Origin of the sequence: Pseudoglutamicibacter albus (assembly GCF_022346425.1) — a bacterium.
In the GTDB taxonomy this organism is placed as follows: domain Bacteria; phylum Actinomycetota; class Actinomycetes; order Actinomycetales; family Micrococcaceae; genus Pseudoglutamicibacter; species Pseudoglutamicibacter albus.
This window is the reverse complement of record NZ_JAKRCW010000004.1, coordinates 120,673-136,050: the sequence shown is the minus strand read 5'-3', so window position 1 is coordinate 136,050 and position 15,378 is coordinate 120,673. Positions and strand designations below refer to the sequence as shown.

The window sequence follows — 15,378 nt, the reverse complement described above, 5'->3', positions numbered from 1 at the left end:
GGGCTGAACAAGGCGGCCGGCACGCGGTATCCTGAAGAGTGGTGGCGCACGCCGTAGCGCCAAGCAAGGCCACGCCGGTCTTGCACCATCGGCTCACGAATCTAACAAGATCACGGATCCTGAGGTTCTGTGTGTCGATGCCGAAACACACTTCTTATAGGAAGAGGACAACACCGTGGACCTGTTTGAATACCAGGCGCGCGACCTGTTCGAAAAGCACGGCGTACCCGTGCTCGCCGGTACAGTCGCGACCACCCCTGAGGAAGCCAAGGCCGCAGCCGAAAAGATGGGCGGCGTCACCGTCGTCAAGGCTCAGGTCAAGGTGGGTGGCCGAGGTAAGGCTGGCGGCGTCAAGGTCGCAAAGAACGCCGACGAAGCCTACGAGCACGCCAAGGCAATCCTGGGCATGGACATCAAGGGTCACACCGTCCACCGCGTCATGATCGCCCAGGGCGCGAACATCGCCTCCGAATACTACTTCTCGATCCTCCTGGACCGTGCAAACCGCAACTACCTGGCAATGTGCTCGGTTGAGGGCGGCATGGAAATTGAGCAGCTCGCTGTAGAGCGCCCAGAAGCCCTCGCGAAGGTTCCAGTCGACCCGACCAAGGGCATCGACGAAGCCAAGGCACAGGAGATCGTTGAGAAGGCCAACTTCGACGCTGAAACCGCCGCCAAGGTCGTTCCAGTCATCCAGAAGCTCTGGGACGTCTTCGTGAAGGAAGACGCAACCCTCGTTGAGGTCAACCCGCTCGTATCCGACGCTGACGGCAACGTTCTCGCACTCGACGGCAAGGTCTCCCTCGATGACAACGCAGAGTTCCGCCAGCCAGAACACGCAGACCTCGTCGACGAGAAGGCTGAAGACCCACTCGAAGCGAAAGCCAAGGAACTCGGCCTGAACTACGTCAAGCTCGACGGCCAGGTAGGCATCATCGGTAACGGTGCCGGCCTCGTCATGTCCACCCTCGACGTCGTCGCCTACGCAGGCGAGAACCACGGCGGCATGAAACCAGCTAACTTCCTCGACATCGGTGGCGGCGCCTCCGCAGAGGTCATGGCTAACGGCCTCGACGTGATCCTCAACGACGAACAGGTCAAGTCCGTGTTCGTCAACGTCTTCGGCGGCATCACCGCGTGCGACGCTGTAGCATCCGGCATCGTGAAGGCCCTCGAAATCCTGGGCGACAAGGCAACCAAGCCACTGGTTGTCCGCCTGGACGGAAACAACGTTGAAGAAGGCCGCCGCATCTTGTCGGAGGCTAACCACCCGCTCGTGACCATGGCCACGGGCATGGACGAAGGCGCCGACAAGGCAGCCGAGCTGGCCAACGCCTGAGAAAAGGGAACTGAGAAAACTCATGTCGATCTTCATTAACAAGGACTCCAAGGTCATCGTCCAGGGCATCACCGGCTCCGAGGGCGCAAAGCACACCGCACGCATGCTCGCCGCAGGCACCAACATCGTCGGCGGTGTCAACGCGCGCAAGGCCGGCCAGGTCGTGACCCACGGTGACAAGGAAATCACCGTCTACGGCACCGTCAAGGAAGCAATGGAAGAGACCGGCGCGGACGTCTCCATCGCGTTCGTCCCACCGGCATTCTGCAAGGACGCAGCCGAGGAAGCCATCGAGGCTGAAATCGGTCTGCTGGTTGTCATCACCGAGGGCATCCCGGTACAGGACTCCGCAGAGTTCTACAACCTCTCCCTGACCAAGCTGGGCGAAGACGGTAAGCCGAAGACCCGCATCATCGGCCCTAACTGCCCAGGCATCATCACCCCAGGCGAATCGCTCGTGGGCATCACCCCGGCTAACATCACCGGCGCAGGCGGTGTTGGCCTGGTATCGAAGTCCGGTACCCTCACCTACCAGATGATGTACGAGCTGCGTGACCTCGGCTTCACCACCGCAATCGGTATCGGTGGCGACCCAGTCATCGGCACCACCCACATCGACGCCCTCGAAGCGTTCGAGAACGACCCAGACACCAAGGCGATCGTCATGATCGGTGAAATCGGTGGTGACGCTGAAGAGCGCGCTGCAGAGTTCATCAAGGAGAACGTGACCAAGCCAGTTGTCGGCTACGTCGCAGGCTTCACCGCCCCAGAGGGTAAGACGATGGGCCACGCAGGCGCGATCGTTTCCGGCTCCTCCGGCACCGCGCAGGCCAAGAAGGAAGCCCTCGAGGCCGCCGGCGTCAAGGTCGGCAAGACCCCATCCGAGGCAGCACGCCTGCTCCGCGAGGTCTACCCAGGCTAAGGACGTGTTCTGAGCGCAGCGTGCACGCGCTGACACTCGAACCCTCCACATAAACGTGTTGGTCCCGCACACTTTCTGAGTGTGCGGGACCAACGGGTTTAACCCTTGGAAGGGGAGGGTTTCTCTCTCTTTCCAAGGGTGCTGGTGCACGTAGTGCAGGGTTCAGAGCTCTACCAATGTAGGCCGTCAGTGTGGTAGGGCGCTGAACAACTGACTTGACCTGAATGGTTCCTATTGACTTCATGTGTTTGAGTGCAACGGTCTAAAGGTTTCTCTCATTGTGAGACACGTCACATGTCCGTAGGTTTTCATGCATGCGGCCTTCTCCGCACGTCACTTTGTATCCCGGACCACGAGGGACAAACAATGAGTAAAACGAACCCCAATATCATGAAGACCCACACCCCCTTCAACGGGGATAAAGGCAGTGGGCGAGCATGGCTACTCACCATCATGCTGGTGATTTTCCAAATTATCGCTTTTGCAGATAAGGCCGTGCTTGGTCTTGTAGCACCGTATGCGATTCCAGACCTAGGCATTACTTCAGTCCAATTCGGATTCATTGGTAGCGCGTTTTTCTTCCTCTACGCGATTGCATCGGTTGTAGCCGGTATCGCTGCGTCACGTTATTCAGCCAAATGGATTTTGTTCATTCTGGGTGTCATTTGGGCTGTGACACAGTTCCCGATGTGGCTCGGTGGGGGCGCACTTGTGCTTCTGATTACACGCATCATTCTGGGCGCGGGCGAAGGCCCTGCCACGGCGATGTCACTCACCTTTGTGCATGGGTGGTTTAAGCCTGAGCAGCGTGCACTGCCTTCAAATATGGTAGCGGTTGGTTCGACTTTGGGGCCAGTTATTGCCGCGCCGGTTCTAACTTTGATCATCGTCGGTTGGGGCTGGCGTTGGGCATTCGGAATCCTCGGCTTCGTGGGAATCGCTTGGCTCATTGCCTGGGCGATCATGGCGAAAGACGGCCCATACTCAAACACGAATATTCAAAAGACCAAAGAAACCCGCCCAACCGGCGACGAAGTCGACACCAAAGACATCGACGAACAAGCTCCCGTTTCCATCTGGAAAGCTCTTCTGAGCCTGACGTTTATCGCAGCTGTCATGGGTGGCGCTTCGAACTTCTTTGTTCAGGGCTTCCTGACAACATGGTTGCCTCAGTACCTCAACGGTGTGATTGGCCTAGACTTAGCGCAGGTTGGCGCAGTCACGATGTTGCCATGGATGTTGGGCGCAGCAGTTCTTTTGGTGCTTGGATTGATGGGGCACAAGATGATGAAGCGTGGCCGCAACGTACATCAGTCGATTGCAATGCCTTTCGGTATTTCCGCAGTGATCGCTGGCATAGCCTTCTTGTTGGTGCAGACTTCCACCGGTGCTGGCGCTATCGCCTTCCTCACTATTGGTGCTGGCTTCAGCTTGATTTACCCAATGACCGCCTCTGCTGTTGGATTCGCCGTGGGACCGAAGCAACGCCCAATTCTGATGGCAACCTTGGGAGGCGTGTCTTCTGTCGGAGCTATCTTCTCACCGACCTTGGTGGGCTGGCTCATGGATAAGGCTGGCTACCAGCCCGCTCCGAAGGGGGAACCTGTGCCACCTGCAATGGTTGATGCCATGGCAACAGGTATGCATCAAGCACTTACGATCACCGGCATTCTGCTGTTGATCGGCGGTACAATGTGTATCCTCTTCTTGCGACCTGAGAGGCTTGCTGCCAAGCTACGCAAAGCTGCTTGAGACTGAAATAAATGCTTGAGGGCGATCACCATAATTGGTGATCGCCCTCGAATAATTCTCGGTGTGTGGGCAACGGTCTCGGGGGGGGTATTAGCCCTTCGAGGAAGGATCTTCGGACATCAGGACGGAGTAATTGGCGTAGTTGCTTGCAAAGTGTGCAGGTAGTGGGGCAACGAACACATTCTCGGTACGGGTTCGGGTGATTTTCCATTCGTCACCTTCGAGCCGGAAAGCATTGAAGAGACGAGAAGAGCGAAGCAAAGCCGTTCCGTCTTCGTAAAGCCATGGTTGCATATGGATCCAGTGAGCCTCGGCCGTATTGCCCTTGACCGCGATTCGTTCGGTCGTGAGATAGTGAGCGTTGAGGCATAAAGCAGGGCTGTTTTCTGGGGCCCAGAACCGCCCGAAATGCGCCCGAATCTCATCGTGGCCTTGTGCTAGACCAAATTGCCCTTCGTAGTATTCACCGACGCCTTCCCACGTGGCGTCTTTGGTATAGAGCTCCATGATTTTTTCGATGCGTTCGGAGTCGTTTGAAACTTCAGGGTCGGGACAAGGGGTATCGCACAGCATCATGTAACGGGCCTGAATCTTGCGAATCTGCTGTTCTGCAGTGAGCTCGAAGACTTTTTCTTCCAGCTGTGCAATGCGTTCCTCAATATTCATGTTTGTTTTCCTTTCGAAAGTTGCGGACATTGTGGGTCTGCTGCGATCTGCGCTTGAGGCAATTCCATGCGAGCGATGGTGCCTTGGGGTTCCCGCAGTGTGTATTTGATGCAACCGCGATGGCGGTCCATGATCTGTTCAGAGACGATGAGTCCGATGCCAGCGCCGCCATCTTTCGCGCTAAATGCGCCGCGTGCAAGGCTGTCCTCAGCGTTGCGTTTGAGACCACGGCCGTAATCACCGATATTGCACCAGACGGTTGAACCTTCGAGCCCGGTCGATATCGTGATGGTTTTCTTCTGCACGGCGGGATGAGAGACCTCTTCGAGCGCGTTGAAACACAAGTTGAGTACAACCTGGCCAACAAGGGTCCTATCCACCTCGACAGGTAACTCTGCCTGTGTCAGCTCAACGTGTACAACGATGTTCAGATCCCGCGCTTTTAGCCTCACAAAGTACAGGCTCTCCTCGACCACTTCGTTGAAGTCGACCCTCGTAATGCTGCTCTCGATGCGTTTGACGTAATTGCGGGCGGACGTGACGATGCTTGAAGCGCGCTCAAGTTGTTTCTGGATCTGGTGTAGACCGTTGCGCACATCTTGTAACGGTTGATTAGTAGGTAGACGGTATGGGAGGGCAGTCGCGTAATTTCGTGCAGCGGAGAGCGGTTGGCCGAGTTCGTGGGACAGCAGGAGAGCCATGTCGCCCATCGCTTTGTAGCGGCTTTGATAATGCAACTGCGCCTGGTGATATTCACGTTCCTCTTCGAGCCGTTTTGAAGCGGTCCAGTCCCGAAGAATTACCAGTTTTGATACGAGCCCGTCATGTTGGTAGTTCTCTAGGAAACCCTTGAGGTACTTATCTGAGCCATCGTATGTTTCGACTTGAAGGAATAACTCAGTTGGCGATTCAGAATGCTCCAGGTCATCCTGCACACTGGGAAGCTCCAGCTTCGGTTTGCATACGCCTATTTCCCAAATTCTTCGTCCGATGAGTTGCTCAACAGGTAGGCCCAGAACCTCGAAAGTGGTAGGGGAGCAATGATCAATGCGATATTCGTCATCGAGAAGGAGGGTGGCTGCCCCGGTAAAAGCGAGCACTCGGTTGAGGGATGCGCTGGTTAGGTCTGGAGTGGCTGATTCCTGGTTGCTCTCATTCAGGATGTTGAACTGCACCATGATCACTGGTCCAGAATCGAATTCGACCGCTGTCGCCTCGGCATCGGTCAAAAACGGCCGTCCGTCTTTGCTGAGGTATTTCCACTGACGACGCGAGGAACCTCTGTCGACTGCTTCTTGAAGCCAGCCAACTCCGATAGCGCGGCGAAAGTTCTTCTCAGGACTACTCATGTGGTGGGCCTTGAGCGGGAGGAGCTCTTCGAGGGTGAAACCGAAAATCTCGCATGCTGCTTCATTGGCCCAGAGAATCGACTTGGTTTGGGCGTCATGAATCAAAATGCCAGTCCGGTTGGCTTGGCCCATCGTTCTGAAATCACTGTCAGTTGGCAGCATCTGCCCTCCCGGGTGTGGTTGTCTCGATTTCTATCAGCTTTCTGTTGTGCACCCTATAGGGGATGCCTTTACATGCTTGAGAGAACATCCCACTGTTGGTGTCCTTGCACGTTCCATAATCTGGAGGTCAACGAAGCAATGTGAGCTAGATCTCTTTTCAAGGAATGGAGTCAATAGGATGCCGAACGATTTCCTAGTCGACACCCAAGTTGCTGAACCAGCAGGGGAAGCTCGGGAAGCGGCTTTTGAATACGCTCTTAAGGTTCTAGAACAGCGACGCAATGAATTCTCTGAGCAGGGTTATGTTCCTAAAGACTTCATTCGCCTTCTGAAGAAGGCTGGTATCTACCGGGCCGCTACACCTGAGCGTTTCGGCGGGGAGCCAATGCCGCCGGCTGACTTCATGCGACGTATTGAACGTATTTCGAGCGTTGACCCGGCAACAGGATGGGTAGCGAGCTTCGGTTCGTCGCTGGTCTATCTGGCGGCCTTGCCAGAGGATACGCAAGCGAAAATCTATGCGAACGGCCCAGATGTCTGCTATTCCGGTGGCTTATTCCCTATGCAGGAAGCCGAGAACGAAGCAGGTGGCTACCGTGTGACCGGTGTCTGGCAGTTCGCTAGCGGTTGCAAAGGCGCAGACATTGTGGGTGTAGGCCTGAAGGGCGGGCCACAGTCTCAAGGGCGTCCGCTTACTGCTTTGCTCAATCCGGATGATGTGGAAATCGTGGACAACTGGGACGTCGCTGGAATGCGTGCCACGGGTTCGCATGCGATCAAGGTTGATGAAAAGTTCGTGCCGACCTCCATGACTTTTGTTCGCGGAGGCGAGCCGCAGATCGACGAGCCTCTCTACCGCTATCCGTCTCTTGCCTACGCTGCGCAGGTGCTATCCGTAGTTACGTTGGGCTCGGCCCGTGGTGCGCTCGACTTTTGCCGCGAAAGCGGAGCCGCCAAAACATCGATCGCTGGTGGCAACGCAAAGGGTGAACGCCCTACGTTCCAAGACGGATATGCACGTGCTGAAGCGCGTCTTGAAGCAGCCCGAGCCTACTTTTTCGACATGACAGAGAAGGTATGGGCTGACGTTACTGCAGGAAGAGAAGTTAGCCAAGAGACAGTCACGCTACTGCGGCTAGCTACCACCCACGCGGCACATGAAGCTCGCGAGGTCATCCTCGCAGCTTTTGATCTCTCAGGTACTGGGGCTATCTACAACTCGCACCCCCTGCAGCGCTTCTTACAAGACGGTTTGGTTCCGGCTCAGCATGCGATGTTGCAAGCGAACACTTACCAAGCTGCTGGGGCACTCCTTCTGGGATTCGACGCACCGATCCCAAGCTTCCCGTAAAGAACTAGTTGGAAATGAGGTTAGGCATGACCATGCGAGTCCTTTTCTGCTTCGGAAATAACCAGAATTTTTTCGACCTGCCAAAGGCTGAGATTGGCCCTGTATGGGAAGCGACCCAGCAACTACTGACTCAAATTAGCAAGACGGAAGGAATTAACGTCATCGGCACATTCGATGATGACTCCTTCATGGTGGGGCCGTCGTCGACGTGGCCGTGGACCTTCTACGTCATGGCTGATGCCGAATCAGCTGACGCAGTCAAAGCCGCATGCAACCTTTTGCGCACGATCCAAGTTGGCGAACATGCCCTATGGCGTTACTTCAAAGTTGAGGCACGGATGGGCCGTGAACTTACGATCCGCGACGACGTCAACTAAGACAACATTCATATCTGAAGGAGGAACAAGTGGAGAACGTTGATGCTGAGACTACCGACTACGCATCGCTGGTCGGTGAAGATCGCGTTGCTGGGCAACTCTACACTGACCCGGAAATCTTCAAAGAGGAAATGGAACGCATCTTCTATCGCACCTGGGTCTGGGTGGCGCACGAGAGTGAGATCCCAGAGAAGGGGTCGTTTAAGACAACCTATGTCGGCGACCAGCCTGTAATCGTTTCCCGTGACCGCAAGGGCAACTTCAACACTTTGCTGAACCGTTGCCGTCACCGTGGTGCTACGGTGTGTGACCAGCGTTCAGGTAAGGCTAACGGTTTCACCTGCCCGTACCACAACTGGTCTTATACTCTTGACGGCCGTTTGCGTGGTGTTCCATACCCAGACGGGTACGAAGGCGTCCTCGATAAGAAGGACTTTCCGCTTCAGAAGCTGCGTACCGAGAGCTACCTGGGGATGATATGGGCGACGTTCAACGAGGACGCTGAACCTCTTGAAGACTTCTTGGGTGACGCCAAGATTTGGATGGAACGCTTCTTCAAACAGACCAACGGTTTCCCTGCGAAAGTTATTGGCACCCATAAGTTCCGTTTCAAAGGAAACTGGAAGATCCAGCTTGAGAACACGACGGATGGATACCACTTCCCGATGGTCCACAAGTCTTGGATGGCGTCCGTCGATGCCGAAACGGCGAACATGATGTCCTTCATGGATGACCCACGTTCAGTAACCCACGCATTGGGAAACGGGCACAGCGTTGCCATCATGGCTTCGGACCACGCTGATCTCGATGTCGATGACGGCACCGAAGAGATTCAGCCGCGCTTCCAGCACCTCGTTGATGAGCTTGAAGAAGCAGGCGAAAGCCCCGAGCGTATCCGCCGCTACATGCGCTCGATGCACGGTTCCGGTTTCAATCTCAACACGTTCCCAAACGTTGCGATGTCTTCGTCTTTCTTCCGTGTATTGATTCCTATCTCGGCCGACGAAACAGAGATTTGGCACATGGCTATTGGCATGGACGGCGGGCCAGAAAACATCAACCGTGAGCGGCTCCGTATTCATGAACACTTCCAAGGGCCGTTCGGTTTCGGTAGCCCGGACGATGCAGAAGGCTGGGATCGTGTCCAGATTGGTGCACGGGGTAACCCGAACATGCCAATCATGGTCAACCGCGGTGAAGGGCGCGAGAGCATGAGTGAAGAAGGATGGCCAACCTCTCACGTTACCGATGAGACGGGTATGCGTGAGTCCTACGCGATGTGGAAGAAGATGATGCAGAATGACTAACTCGATTCTGAACGACCCGCGGGTCCAGCGCGCTATTGAGCTCATTTGGCATGAAGCAACTTTGCTCGATGACAAGCATTATGAGGCTTGGCAGGAACTATTCACCGAGGATGCAATCTATGTTGTTCCGATCGATCCGGAGACTGACGATTTCGAGACGAACCTCAACATGATCTACGACGACCAAAGGATGCGTAAGTTGCGTGTTGAGCGGCTTGTCCAGGGTTTTTCTCCCTCCGCGGTGGCAGCGGCGCGTACCGTTCGCGTGTTGTCGCGTTTTACTGTCAAGGAGATCTCCGAGAACGAGGTAACGCTACGTTCGGCTCAGATCATTAACGCGTTCAAACGTGAGAGTTTCACCACGCTCGGCGCTGATGTTGAACACCGCATTGTTTTAGATGGCGACGAGGCGAAAATTAAGCTCAAGGTTGTTCGACTCGTCGACAGTGAAGATGCTGTGAGCGCATCCGGATATCTCGTCTAAGGGGGACCATGGCACGCGATGAAGTATCAAGGGAACAGATTGCCATCGTCACGGGGGCTGGCGGCGGCATGGGGAAAAGTATTTCCAGAGTACTCCATGCCGATGGCATGAAAGTGTTGCTGACCGATATCAACGAGGACAGCATTCGAGAGTTCGCCGAGGAGTTATGTCCTCAAGGGGAAACCGCGTGGGCTCTTCAGCAAGATGCTTCACAAAAATCGGAGGCTGAACATGTGCTCGCCGAATGTACCGCGCGGTGGGGGACCCCGACCGTTCTCGTAAATAACGCTGCAGTGACTCAAACGGCGGACCCATTGACCATTTCACAGGAGGACTTCGACCGTGTAGTCCGGATCAATACGGATTCAGTCTTCTTCGGCTGTCAGGTGATAGGTCAAGCTATGGCTGAAGCTGGCTACGGCAGGATCGTCAACATGGGGTCACTCGCTGGGCTGAATGGTGGTACCGCAACCGGTGTGCACTACGCAGCCTCGAAGGGAGCGATTGGGACGATTACCAAGATCTTTGCAAAGCAATACGCGGCGCAGGGGGTGACCGTCAACCAGATCGTTCCAGGCCCCCATGACCTTCCGATCGTGTACGAAACCGTCCCAGAAGACAAACTGGAGGGAGTCATCGCATCGATCCCGGTTGGCAAGCTGGGGAGCCCTGACTTCATCGGTCAAACCATTGCGTTATTGGCTTCCGAGGAGGCCTACTTCGTTACGGGTGCCTCGTGGGATATCAACGGTGGTCTTTACGTCAGATGATCCCCAAGCGTCTCAGTCAGTCGTAGTGTGAGGATAGTAGGAGTAACAAGTGGCGTTAATCGACGTTAAAGTTACAAAAATCGTGGACGAAGCCCCTAACGTCAAGTCGTTTTGGCTCGAGCGGGAAGACGGAACGCCGCTAGGTCCGTATGTTCCAGGAGCACATATTGATGTTGAAGGCCCCACCGCCATCACACGTCAGTACTCGCTCTTTAGCACTCCAGAAGCCGGTGATAGTTTCGCAATTGCCGTCAAACGGGAAGAAGAGTCTCGTGGGGGTTCGGAGGCATTGCATGGCCTCAAGGTCGGCGATACCTTGCGAATTAGCGAACCTCGCAATCTTCTCAATATCGCCGAAGAGGCAGATTTCCATGTCTTGGTAGCTGCGGGAATCGGCATTACCCCGATGTTGAGCATGGCTCGCTATATGGATGTTCACGACATCCCGTTTCATCTTCACTACTTTGCCCGTAGTGAGGAAGAAGCGAGTTTCTTGCCTTTATTGACTGACCGTTGCCCCGAGAAACTCAGCGCGCATCTCGGTCTGGCTCGTCATGATCAGGATGGGGTGCTTGAGGAAGCTATCGAGAAGGCCCCTGAAGGCACTCACGTCTATGTTTGTGGCCCGGAAGGGTTCATGGACAAAGTCGTCGCCATTGCGGAACCACTCGTAGGCGAGAACTCAGTGCATCTGGAGAACTTCAAAGCTCAAGAACAGCCAGCTGCGTCCGAGAATTCGGCCTTCGTGGTTGAGCTTGAAGGTGAAGAATACGAGATCCCGGCCGATCGCAGCATCGTATCTGTGCTTGAAGAAAACGGAATCGATGTTGAAACGTCCTGTGAAGAAGGCATCTGCGGAACATGCATCATGCAAGTTCTCTGCGGTGAGCCAGAGCACCGGGACAATGTCCTGACGAAAAGTGAAAAAGAAAGCGGGGAGCTCATCGCGATCTGCGTTTCGCGTAGTAAGTCATCCAAGCTCGAGCTGGATTGGGATTAGTCACTGAGGCCCAGAGACACAAACTAAAATTTGTGGGACCAACAGCTGAAACTGCAGTTCAGATTGTTGGTCCCACAATTCGTATTTCTAACAGGGGCTGTTCTAGCTTGCTAGTGGATAAACCGCAGACTCGAGATTCGCGCGCAGAATGTCCCGAATCAATGTCTGAATGGTCGCAGACCCCGTTTTATGTGTGATGCGAGCTCGGTGCACATCGACAGTCTTGGTACTGAGGCCGAGCTTGCGAGCGATATTTTTGCTCGGGATTCCTTCGATCACTAGAGACAAAATCTCCCGTTCACGATGGGTCAACACGCCGATGCGATCAGTGACATCCTTTCGTAACGCGTGACCATTGAATCGTTCACAAGCCAGAGGGATCGAAGATTGCACACGTTCCAACAACTCTTGCGGGTTGTACGGCTTTTCAAGGAAGTCAGTAGCTCCCGCTCGTAGCACGGATACAGACAAAGGGATATCTCCGTGAGCAGAAACAAAAATAATGACGGCGTGAGGAGCGATTCGGTTGAGTTCTTGCTGTAGCTTCGGGCCACTCATATGCGGCATTCGAACATCCAAGATGATGCACGCTGGGGCGCTACCGTCGTATGCATTTAGCAACTCCTGAGCGCTTCCGCACAAGATCGGAGATAAACCGATGCTGCCTAGCAGCCACTGCGCAGACTCACGCACAGCTGGGTCATCATCAACAACAAAGACCGAGACGTCCTCCTCTGTAACTGCTGACCCGACTGAAACCGAACGTTCGAGCAATTTGTCAGCGAGAGGATTAGTTGTCATCAGACGTTGCATCTCCGTCTTCGTCAAAGGCTGCGTCGGCTGTCCAGTAGTTCATGCCGAAAGCGCTGACGTGGTGTTGCCATGGGGTCAGCCTACGGAGCGAAGGCTCTTCTCGACGTACTGATTCGTCGGCTGCTTCAGGTCCGTCGGCTTGGACTGTCCAGTGGACCCAGTTGACCTCGCGCCCAAACTCGTCATGAACAAAGAGATCTACGTGATGCCAGCCGTAGTTGAACGTGTCCTCGTAGCAGGTGAGGAAGGTTCGGGCATGGTTGAGTGGTCGTGGAGACTTGCGAACCGGTTCAGTTGAAGTGTTCGTCATAGCGATTCATTCCCTCCGTAGTACTCTATGAGTTTTTGTTCGAGCAGTTGCCCGATTGCGAATAGTTCAGCCTCATCACCGGGCAGGCTGATTAGTTGGAGCCCTAGGGGCAGTCCGCTTTCGTTGCGCGCGCCAGGAACAGTCAGTGCAGGATAGCCGAGTGCTTGCCAGGGCCGACTAAGAACTGGGTCGCCGGTGCTTTCGAGGCCGTAAGGGGCAGAATCCTGTGCAGCTGGGCCCAGGATGACCGTCCCAGGTTTGAGTTGAGCTTTGAATAGTTCATCAGTACGGCGGGTACGGGACAAGGCGTTCCAGTATTGCTGATTGTTGATGCCACGACCGGTAGTGAGCAAAGTGCGAAATTGTGGGCTGATTTCTTCCGGGAAGTCGTTTAGTAGGTGCCCATGTTTTTGGTGTGCCTCATAAGCCATGATGATGGGATGGTCCTGAACCAGGGTGGCCACATGATCTAGCAGGTCGAAAGGCGACGAGACAACACCGAAAGCGGCCAATTGGTCAGTTGCGGTACCGATGGCCCCAGACATGGGGGATGCGATGTCAGCGACATCTGAACCAGGCCACGTCAATACAGTGGCGTGGCTGATCTCTGTGGACAGGTCACGCCCTAAAAATGCAGATGTGGCGATGCGTAGATCTTCGGTTGTTTGAGTTAATAGGCCGAGGCTGTCGAGCGATTTTGCCATGCCGTCGACGCCAGTGGGATCAACGTCTTTCCTTGCCAACACAAAACCGGCTGTGCCGCAGTATGCCGCCGGGCGCGTTACCGAGCCAGCTGTTTGTGTGCCAAGCGCTAGCGGGACAGTTCCTGCCGCGACTGCTGCCGCTGAACCGCTCGAAGAGCCCCCAGGGGTATGTTCCGTGTTAGCTGGGTTGCGTGTTTTCGATGGTTTGAAGAAACCGAACTCGGTGGTGGTGGTCTTTCCGAGAACGATGGCGCCTAGACTTTCGAAGCGCTCTACACAGGCCGCTGTTGAAGACTTGTTAGCCGAATCCGTCGTAGGGGAACCACTGCGCGTTGGCATGCCGGCAACATCAATGAGATCTTTCACCCCGAAGGAAACGCCTGCTAGTGGCCCATCCGGTGAAGCACTGACCGAGTCAGGGGCCGATTCGTCGATGAGAACCCATGCTTGTAGCTCTTCTTCTCGTGCTTGAACGGCAGCGAGGTCGTCTGCAATGAACCGCTGAGCTTTTGCGGCATCAGCCTGGACAGCGGTGACTCGTTCAGCAATTGAAGGTACAGGTGTGGATTTCACGGTTTCGTTCCCTCGTAGCTCTCCATAGCTCAAATAACTTACATGTGTCCCCGGTCACAATTCTTGGCGACTTGTTCGCTATTTGAAAGTAAAGGTTTCCCCTCTATGGGTGAAAGGAAGGGTTGGCTAGCTTGCATATGTGAACGGTATGTGGCCTGGGTCACTCATATGACGGTAGGCCTTATTGCCCTCGCTAGACCTCTCGTGTCACTAGTGACTCAGAATTCAAAGATTCTGGTCAAGACAGTGGGAAAGGACCTTATTGTGACTCCGGAAGAGACTCCTCTCATTGACCCGCTCGTGTTTCGAGAAGTGATGGGTCATTATCCGACCGGCGTAGCGGTGGTGACGGGCATCGCCGAAGACGGTGAAGAGCTCGCATTGGTAGTAGGGACGTTTAGTTCTGTATCTCTTGATCCACCGCTTGTGTCATTCATGCCAATGAAGACGTCGAAGACGTTTGAGAAATTACGCAATCTGAAAACGATGTGCATCAATATCCTGGGGGAGGAGCAGGAAGACCTGGTCACAACCATCGCCCGCCGGTGGGAAAACAAGTATCACGGTGTGGACTCATTCCGTTCGCCGGCAGGCAATCCAGTTTTGGCGGGAAGCGTGGCCTGGGTTGATGTTGAAACTGACAATATCGTCGAAGCAGGCGATCACTGGATTGTTCTTTGCAGGGTCTTGGACCTTGCCGTGGTTAACGCGGGCTCACCACTGTTGTTTTTTCAGGGCGGTTACGGTGGCTTCTTGAGCACGTCACTGGCGGCACGTACCGATAAAGAGTTTGCGGACCTACTCGAGGAAGTCGAATCTACGCGAGGCATCCTCGAAGGGTTAGCAAGCGGAATCGGTTGCCAGGTGACCCTCTACCGCGCTGTAAGTCGTGATGAATTCGCCCAGGTGCTCTCCGCTACCGGCCCCGGAGTTGACCGGTCAGGAGGGGTTGGGCGGCGTCTTCCGATCGTCCCTCCCATCGGCGATACCTATATGTATGCCCAACCTGAGAGTGAACAGGAACGGTGGATCGCTAAAGCGCGGGGAGTCAGTGATGAAACTAAGGAAGTGTTCCGGCAGCGGATGGATTTTGTCCGCCGGCACGGTTATCTGGTCGCCTTCTTGCCTGACGACAATGAAGCGGCATATGACGACGTCAACGAAGCCACACGCCAGTATGCGCAAGGCCGTATGACACCAGCTGAGGAGCGCCGAGTTCGGGAGACAATCTTCAACTCCTCCGTAGATTACGAGCTCCGCGACATCGACCCGCACACTGCATACAGGATCGGCTCCATGGTTTTTCCTGTGCAAAGCCCAGAAGGAGGAGTGGAATACACACTCCGGCTCTCCCAATTCCCGGGACCTCGGCTGGGGCATCGAGTGCTCGACTGGATCGAACGAGGCAAGAGCGCAGTCAACCTCATCGAAAGCCTGATCGGCTTCTCACAAACACAACAGTCATAACTCGTTCGGAGTCTTTATCCGTTAACCCGAAT

General features: G+C 54.9%; 15 protein-coding genes. 10 read left to right on the top strand and 5 right to left on the bottom strand.

What is annotated here, in order from left to right; genetic code table 11:
* The first annotated feature begins 175 nt into the window (after window positions 1-175).
* From sucC to MHJ63_RS04095, 3 genes are all read left to right on the top strand, one after another.
* Complete coding sequence (gene sucC, locus MHJ63_RS04105) at window positions 176-1,339, top strand: ADP-forming succinate--CoA ligase subunit beta (RefSeq protein WP_035754873.1); 1,164 nt, start codon at window positions 176-178, stop codon at window positions 1,337-1,339.
* Window positions 1,340-1,361: 22 nt separating this feature from the next.
* Complete coding sequence (gene sucD / locus MHJ63_RS04100) at window positions 1,362-2,261, top strand: succinate--CoA ligase subunit alpha (RefSeq protein ID WP_239446239.1); 900 nt, start codon at window positions 1,362-1,364, stop codon at window positions 2,259-2,261.
* A gap of 294 nt (window positions 2,262-2,555) precedes the next feature.
* Window positions 2,556-4,013 (top strand): MFS transporter, encoded by a 1,458-nt coding sequence (locus tag MHJ63_RS04095; protein ID WP_239446238.1) that lies wholly within the window; start codon window positions 2,556-2,558, stop codon window positions 4,011-4,013.
* A gap of 90 nt (window positions 4,014-4,103) precedes the next feature.
* Here MHJ63_RS04095 and MHJ63_RS04090 read toward each other — a convergent pair whose 3' ends face one another.
* Window positions 4,104-4,679, bottom strand: coding sequence for a nuclear transport factor 2 family protein (locus MHJ63_RS04090; RefSeq protein WP_239446237.1), 576 nt, complete (start codon window positions 4,677-4,679; stop codon window positions 4,104-4,106).
* Entirely contained in the window at window positions 4,676-6,190 is a 1,515-nt protein-coding gene (locus MHJ63_RS04085; RefSeq protein WP_239446236.1) for a PAS domain-containing sensor histidine kinase, read from the bottom strand. The genes MHJ63_RS04090 and MHJ63_RS04085 overlap by 4 nt, the downstream gene beginning before the upstream one ends.
* Window positions 6,191-6,368: 178 nt before the next feature.
* Between MHJ63_RS04085 and MHJ63_RS04080 the strand changes: the two genes are divergently transcribed.
* Genes MHJ63_RS04080 through MHJ63_RS10030 form a run of 6 tightly spaced genes read left to right on the top strand, consistent with a single transcriptional unit; the run spans window position 6,369 to window position 11,479 of the window.
* Complete coding sequence (locus MHJ63_RS04080) at window positions 6,369-7,541, top strand: acyl-CoA dehydrogenase family protein (protein WP_239446235.1); 1,173 nt, start codon at window positions 6,369-6,371, stop codon at window positions 7,539-7,541.
* A gap of 26 nt (window positions 7,542-7,567) precedes the next feature.
* Window positions 7,568-7,918 carry a hypothetical protein gene (locus MHJ63_RS04075; RefSeq protein WP_239446234.1) on the top strand — a complete coding sequence of 117 codons (351 nt, stop codon included), beginning with the start codon at window positions 7,568-7,570 and terminating at the stop codon, window positions 7,916-7,918.
* A 29-nt stretch (window positions 7,919-7,947) separates the two neighbouring features.
* Window positions 7,948-9,225: an aromatic ring-hydroxylating oxygenase subunit alpha gene (locus MHJ63_RS04070; RefSeq protein WP_239446233.1), complete on the top strand. Its 1,278-nt coding sequence runs from the start codon at window positions 7,948-7,950 to the stop codon at window positions 9,223-9,225.
* Window positions 9,218-9,709 carry an aromatic-ring-hydroxylating dioxygenase subunit beta gene (locus MHJ63_RS04065; protein WP_239446232.1) on the top strand — a complete coding sequence of 164 codons (492 nt, stop codon included), beginning with the start codon at window positions 9,218-9,220 and terminating at the stop codon, window positions 9,707-9,709. The genes MHJ63_RS04070 and MHJ63_RS04065 overlap by 8 nt, the downstream gene beginning before the upstream one ends.
* An 8-nt stretch (window positions 9,710-9,717) precedes the next feature.
* Entirely contained in the window at window positions 9,718-10,479 is a 762-nt protein-coding gene (locus MHJ63_RS04060; RefSeq protein ID WP_239446231.1) for an SDR family NAD(P)-dependent oxidoreductase, read from the top strand.
* Window positions 10,480-10,528: 49 nt separating this feature from the next.
* Window positions 10,529-11,479 carry a PDR/VanB family oxidoreductase gene (locus tag MHJ63_RS10030; RefSeq protein WP_239446230.1) on the top strand — a complete coding sequence of 317 codons (951 nt, stop codon included), beginning with the start codon at window positions 10,529-10,531 and terminating at the stop codon, window positions 11,477-11,479.
* A gap of 102 nt (window positions 11,480-11,581) precedes the next feature.
* Here the strand turns inward: MHJ63_RS10030 and MHJ63_RS04050 are convergent, their stop codons facing one another.
* Genes MHJ63_RS04050 through MHJ63_RS04040 form a run of 3 tightly spaced genes read right to left on the bottom strand, consistent with a single transcriptional unit; the run spans window position 11,582 to window position 13,912 of the window.
* Complete coding sequence (locus MHJ63_RS04050; RefSeq protein WP_239446229.1) at window positions 11,582-12,280, bottom strand: response regulator transcription factor; 699 nt, start codon at window positions 12,278-12,280, stop codon at window positions 11,582-11,584.
* Window positions 12,270-12,602, bottom strand: a complete 333-nt coding sequence (locus MHJ63_RS04045) for a hypothetical protein (protein WP_239446228.1) — start codon at window positions 12,600-12,602, stop codon at window positions 12,270-12,272. Before MHJ63_RS04045 ends, MHJ63_RS04050 begins: the two co-directional genes overlap by 11 nt.
* The gene (locus tag MHJ63_RS04040) at window positions 12,599-13,912 is read right to left on the bottom strand and encodes an amidase family protein (RefSeq protein ID WP_239446227.1); all 1,314 of its coding nucleotides are present in this window, start codon (window positions 13,910-13,912) and stop codon (window positions 12,599-12,601) included. Before MHJ63_RS04040 ends, MHJ63_RS04045 begins: the two co-directional genes overlap by 4 nt.
* A gap of 231 nt (window positions 13,913-14,143) precedes the next feature.
* Between MHJ63_RS04040 and MHJ63_RS04035 the strand changes: the two genes are divergently transcribed.
* Window positions 14,144-15,346 (top strand): flavin reductase family protein, encoded by a 1,203-nt coding sequence (locus MHJ63_RS04035; RefSeq protein ID WP_239446226.1) that lies wholly within the window; start codon window positions 14,144-14,146, stop codon window positions 15,344-15,346.
* Window positions 15,347-15,378: the final 32 nt, after the last annotated feature.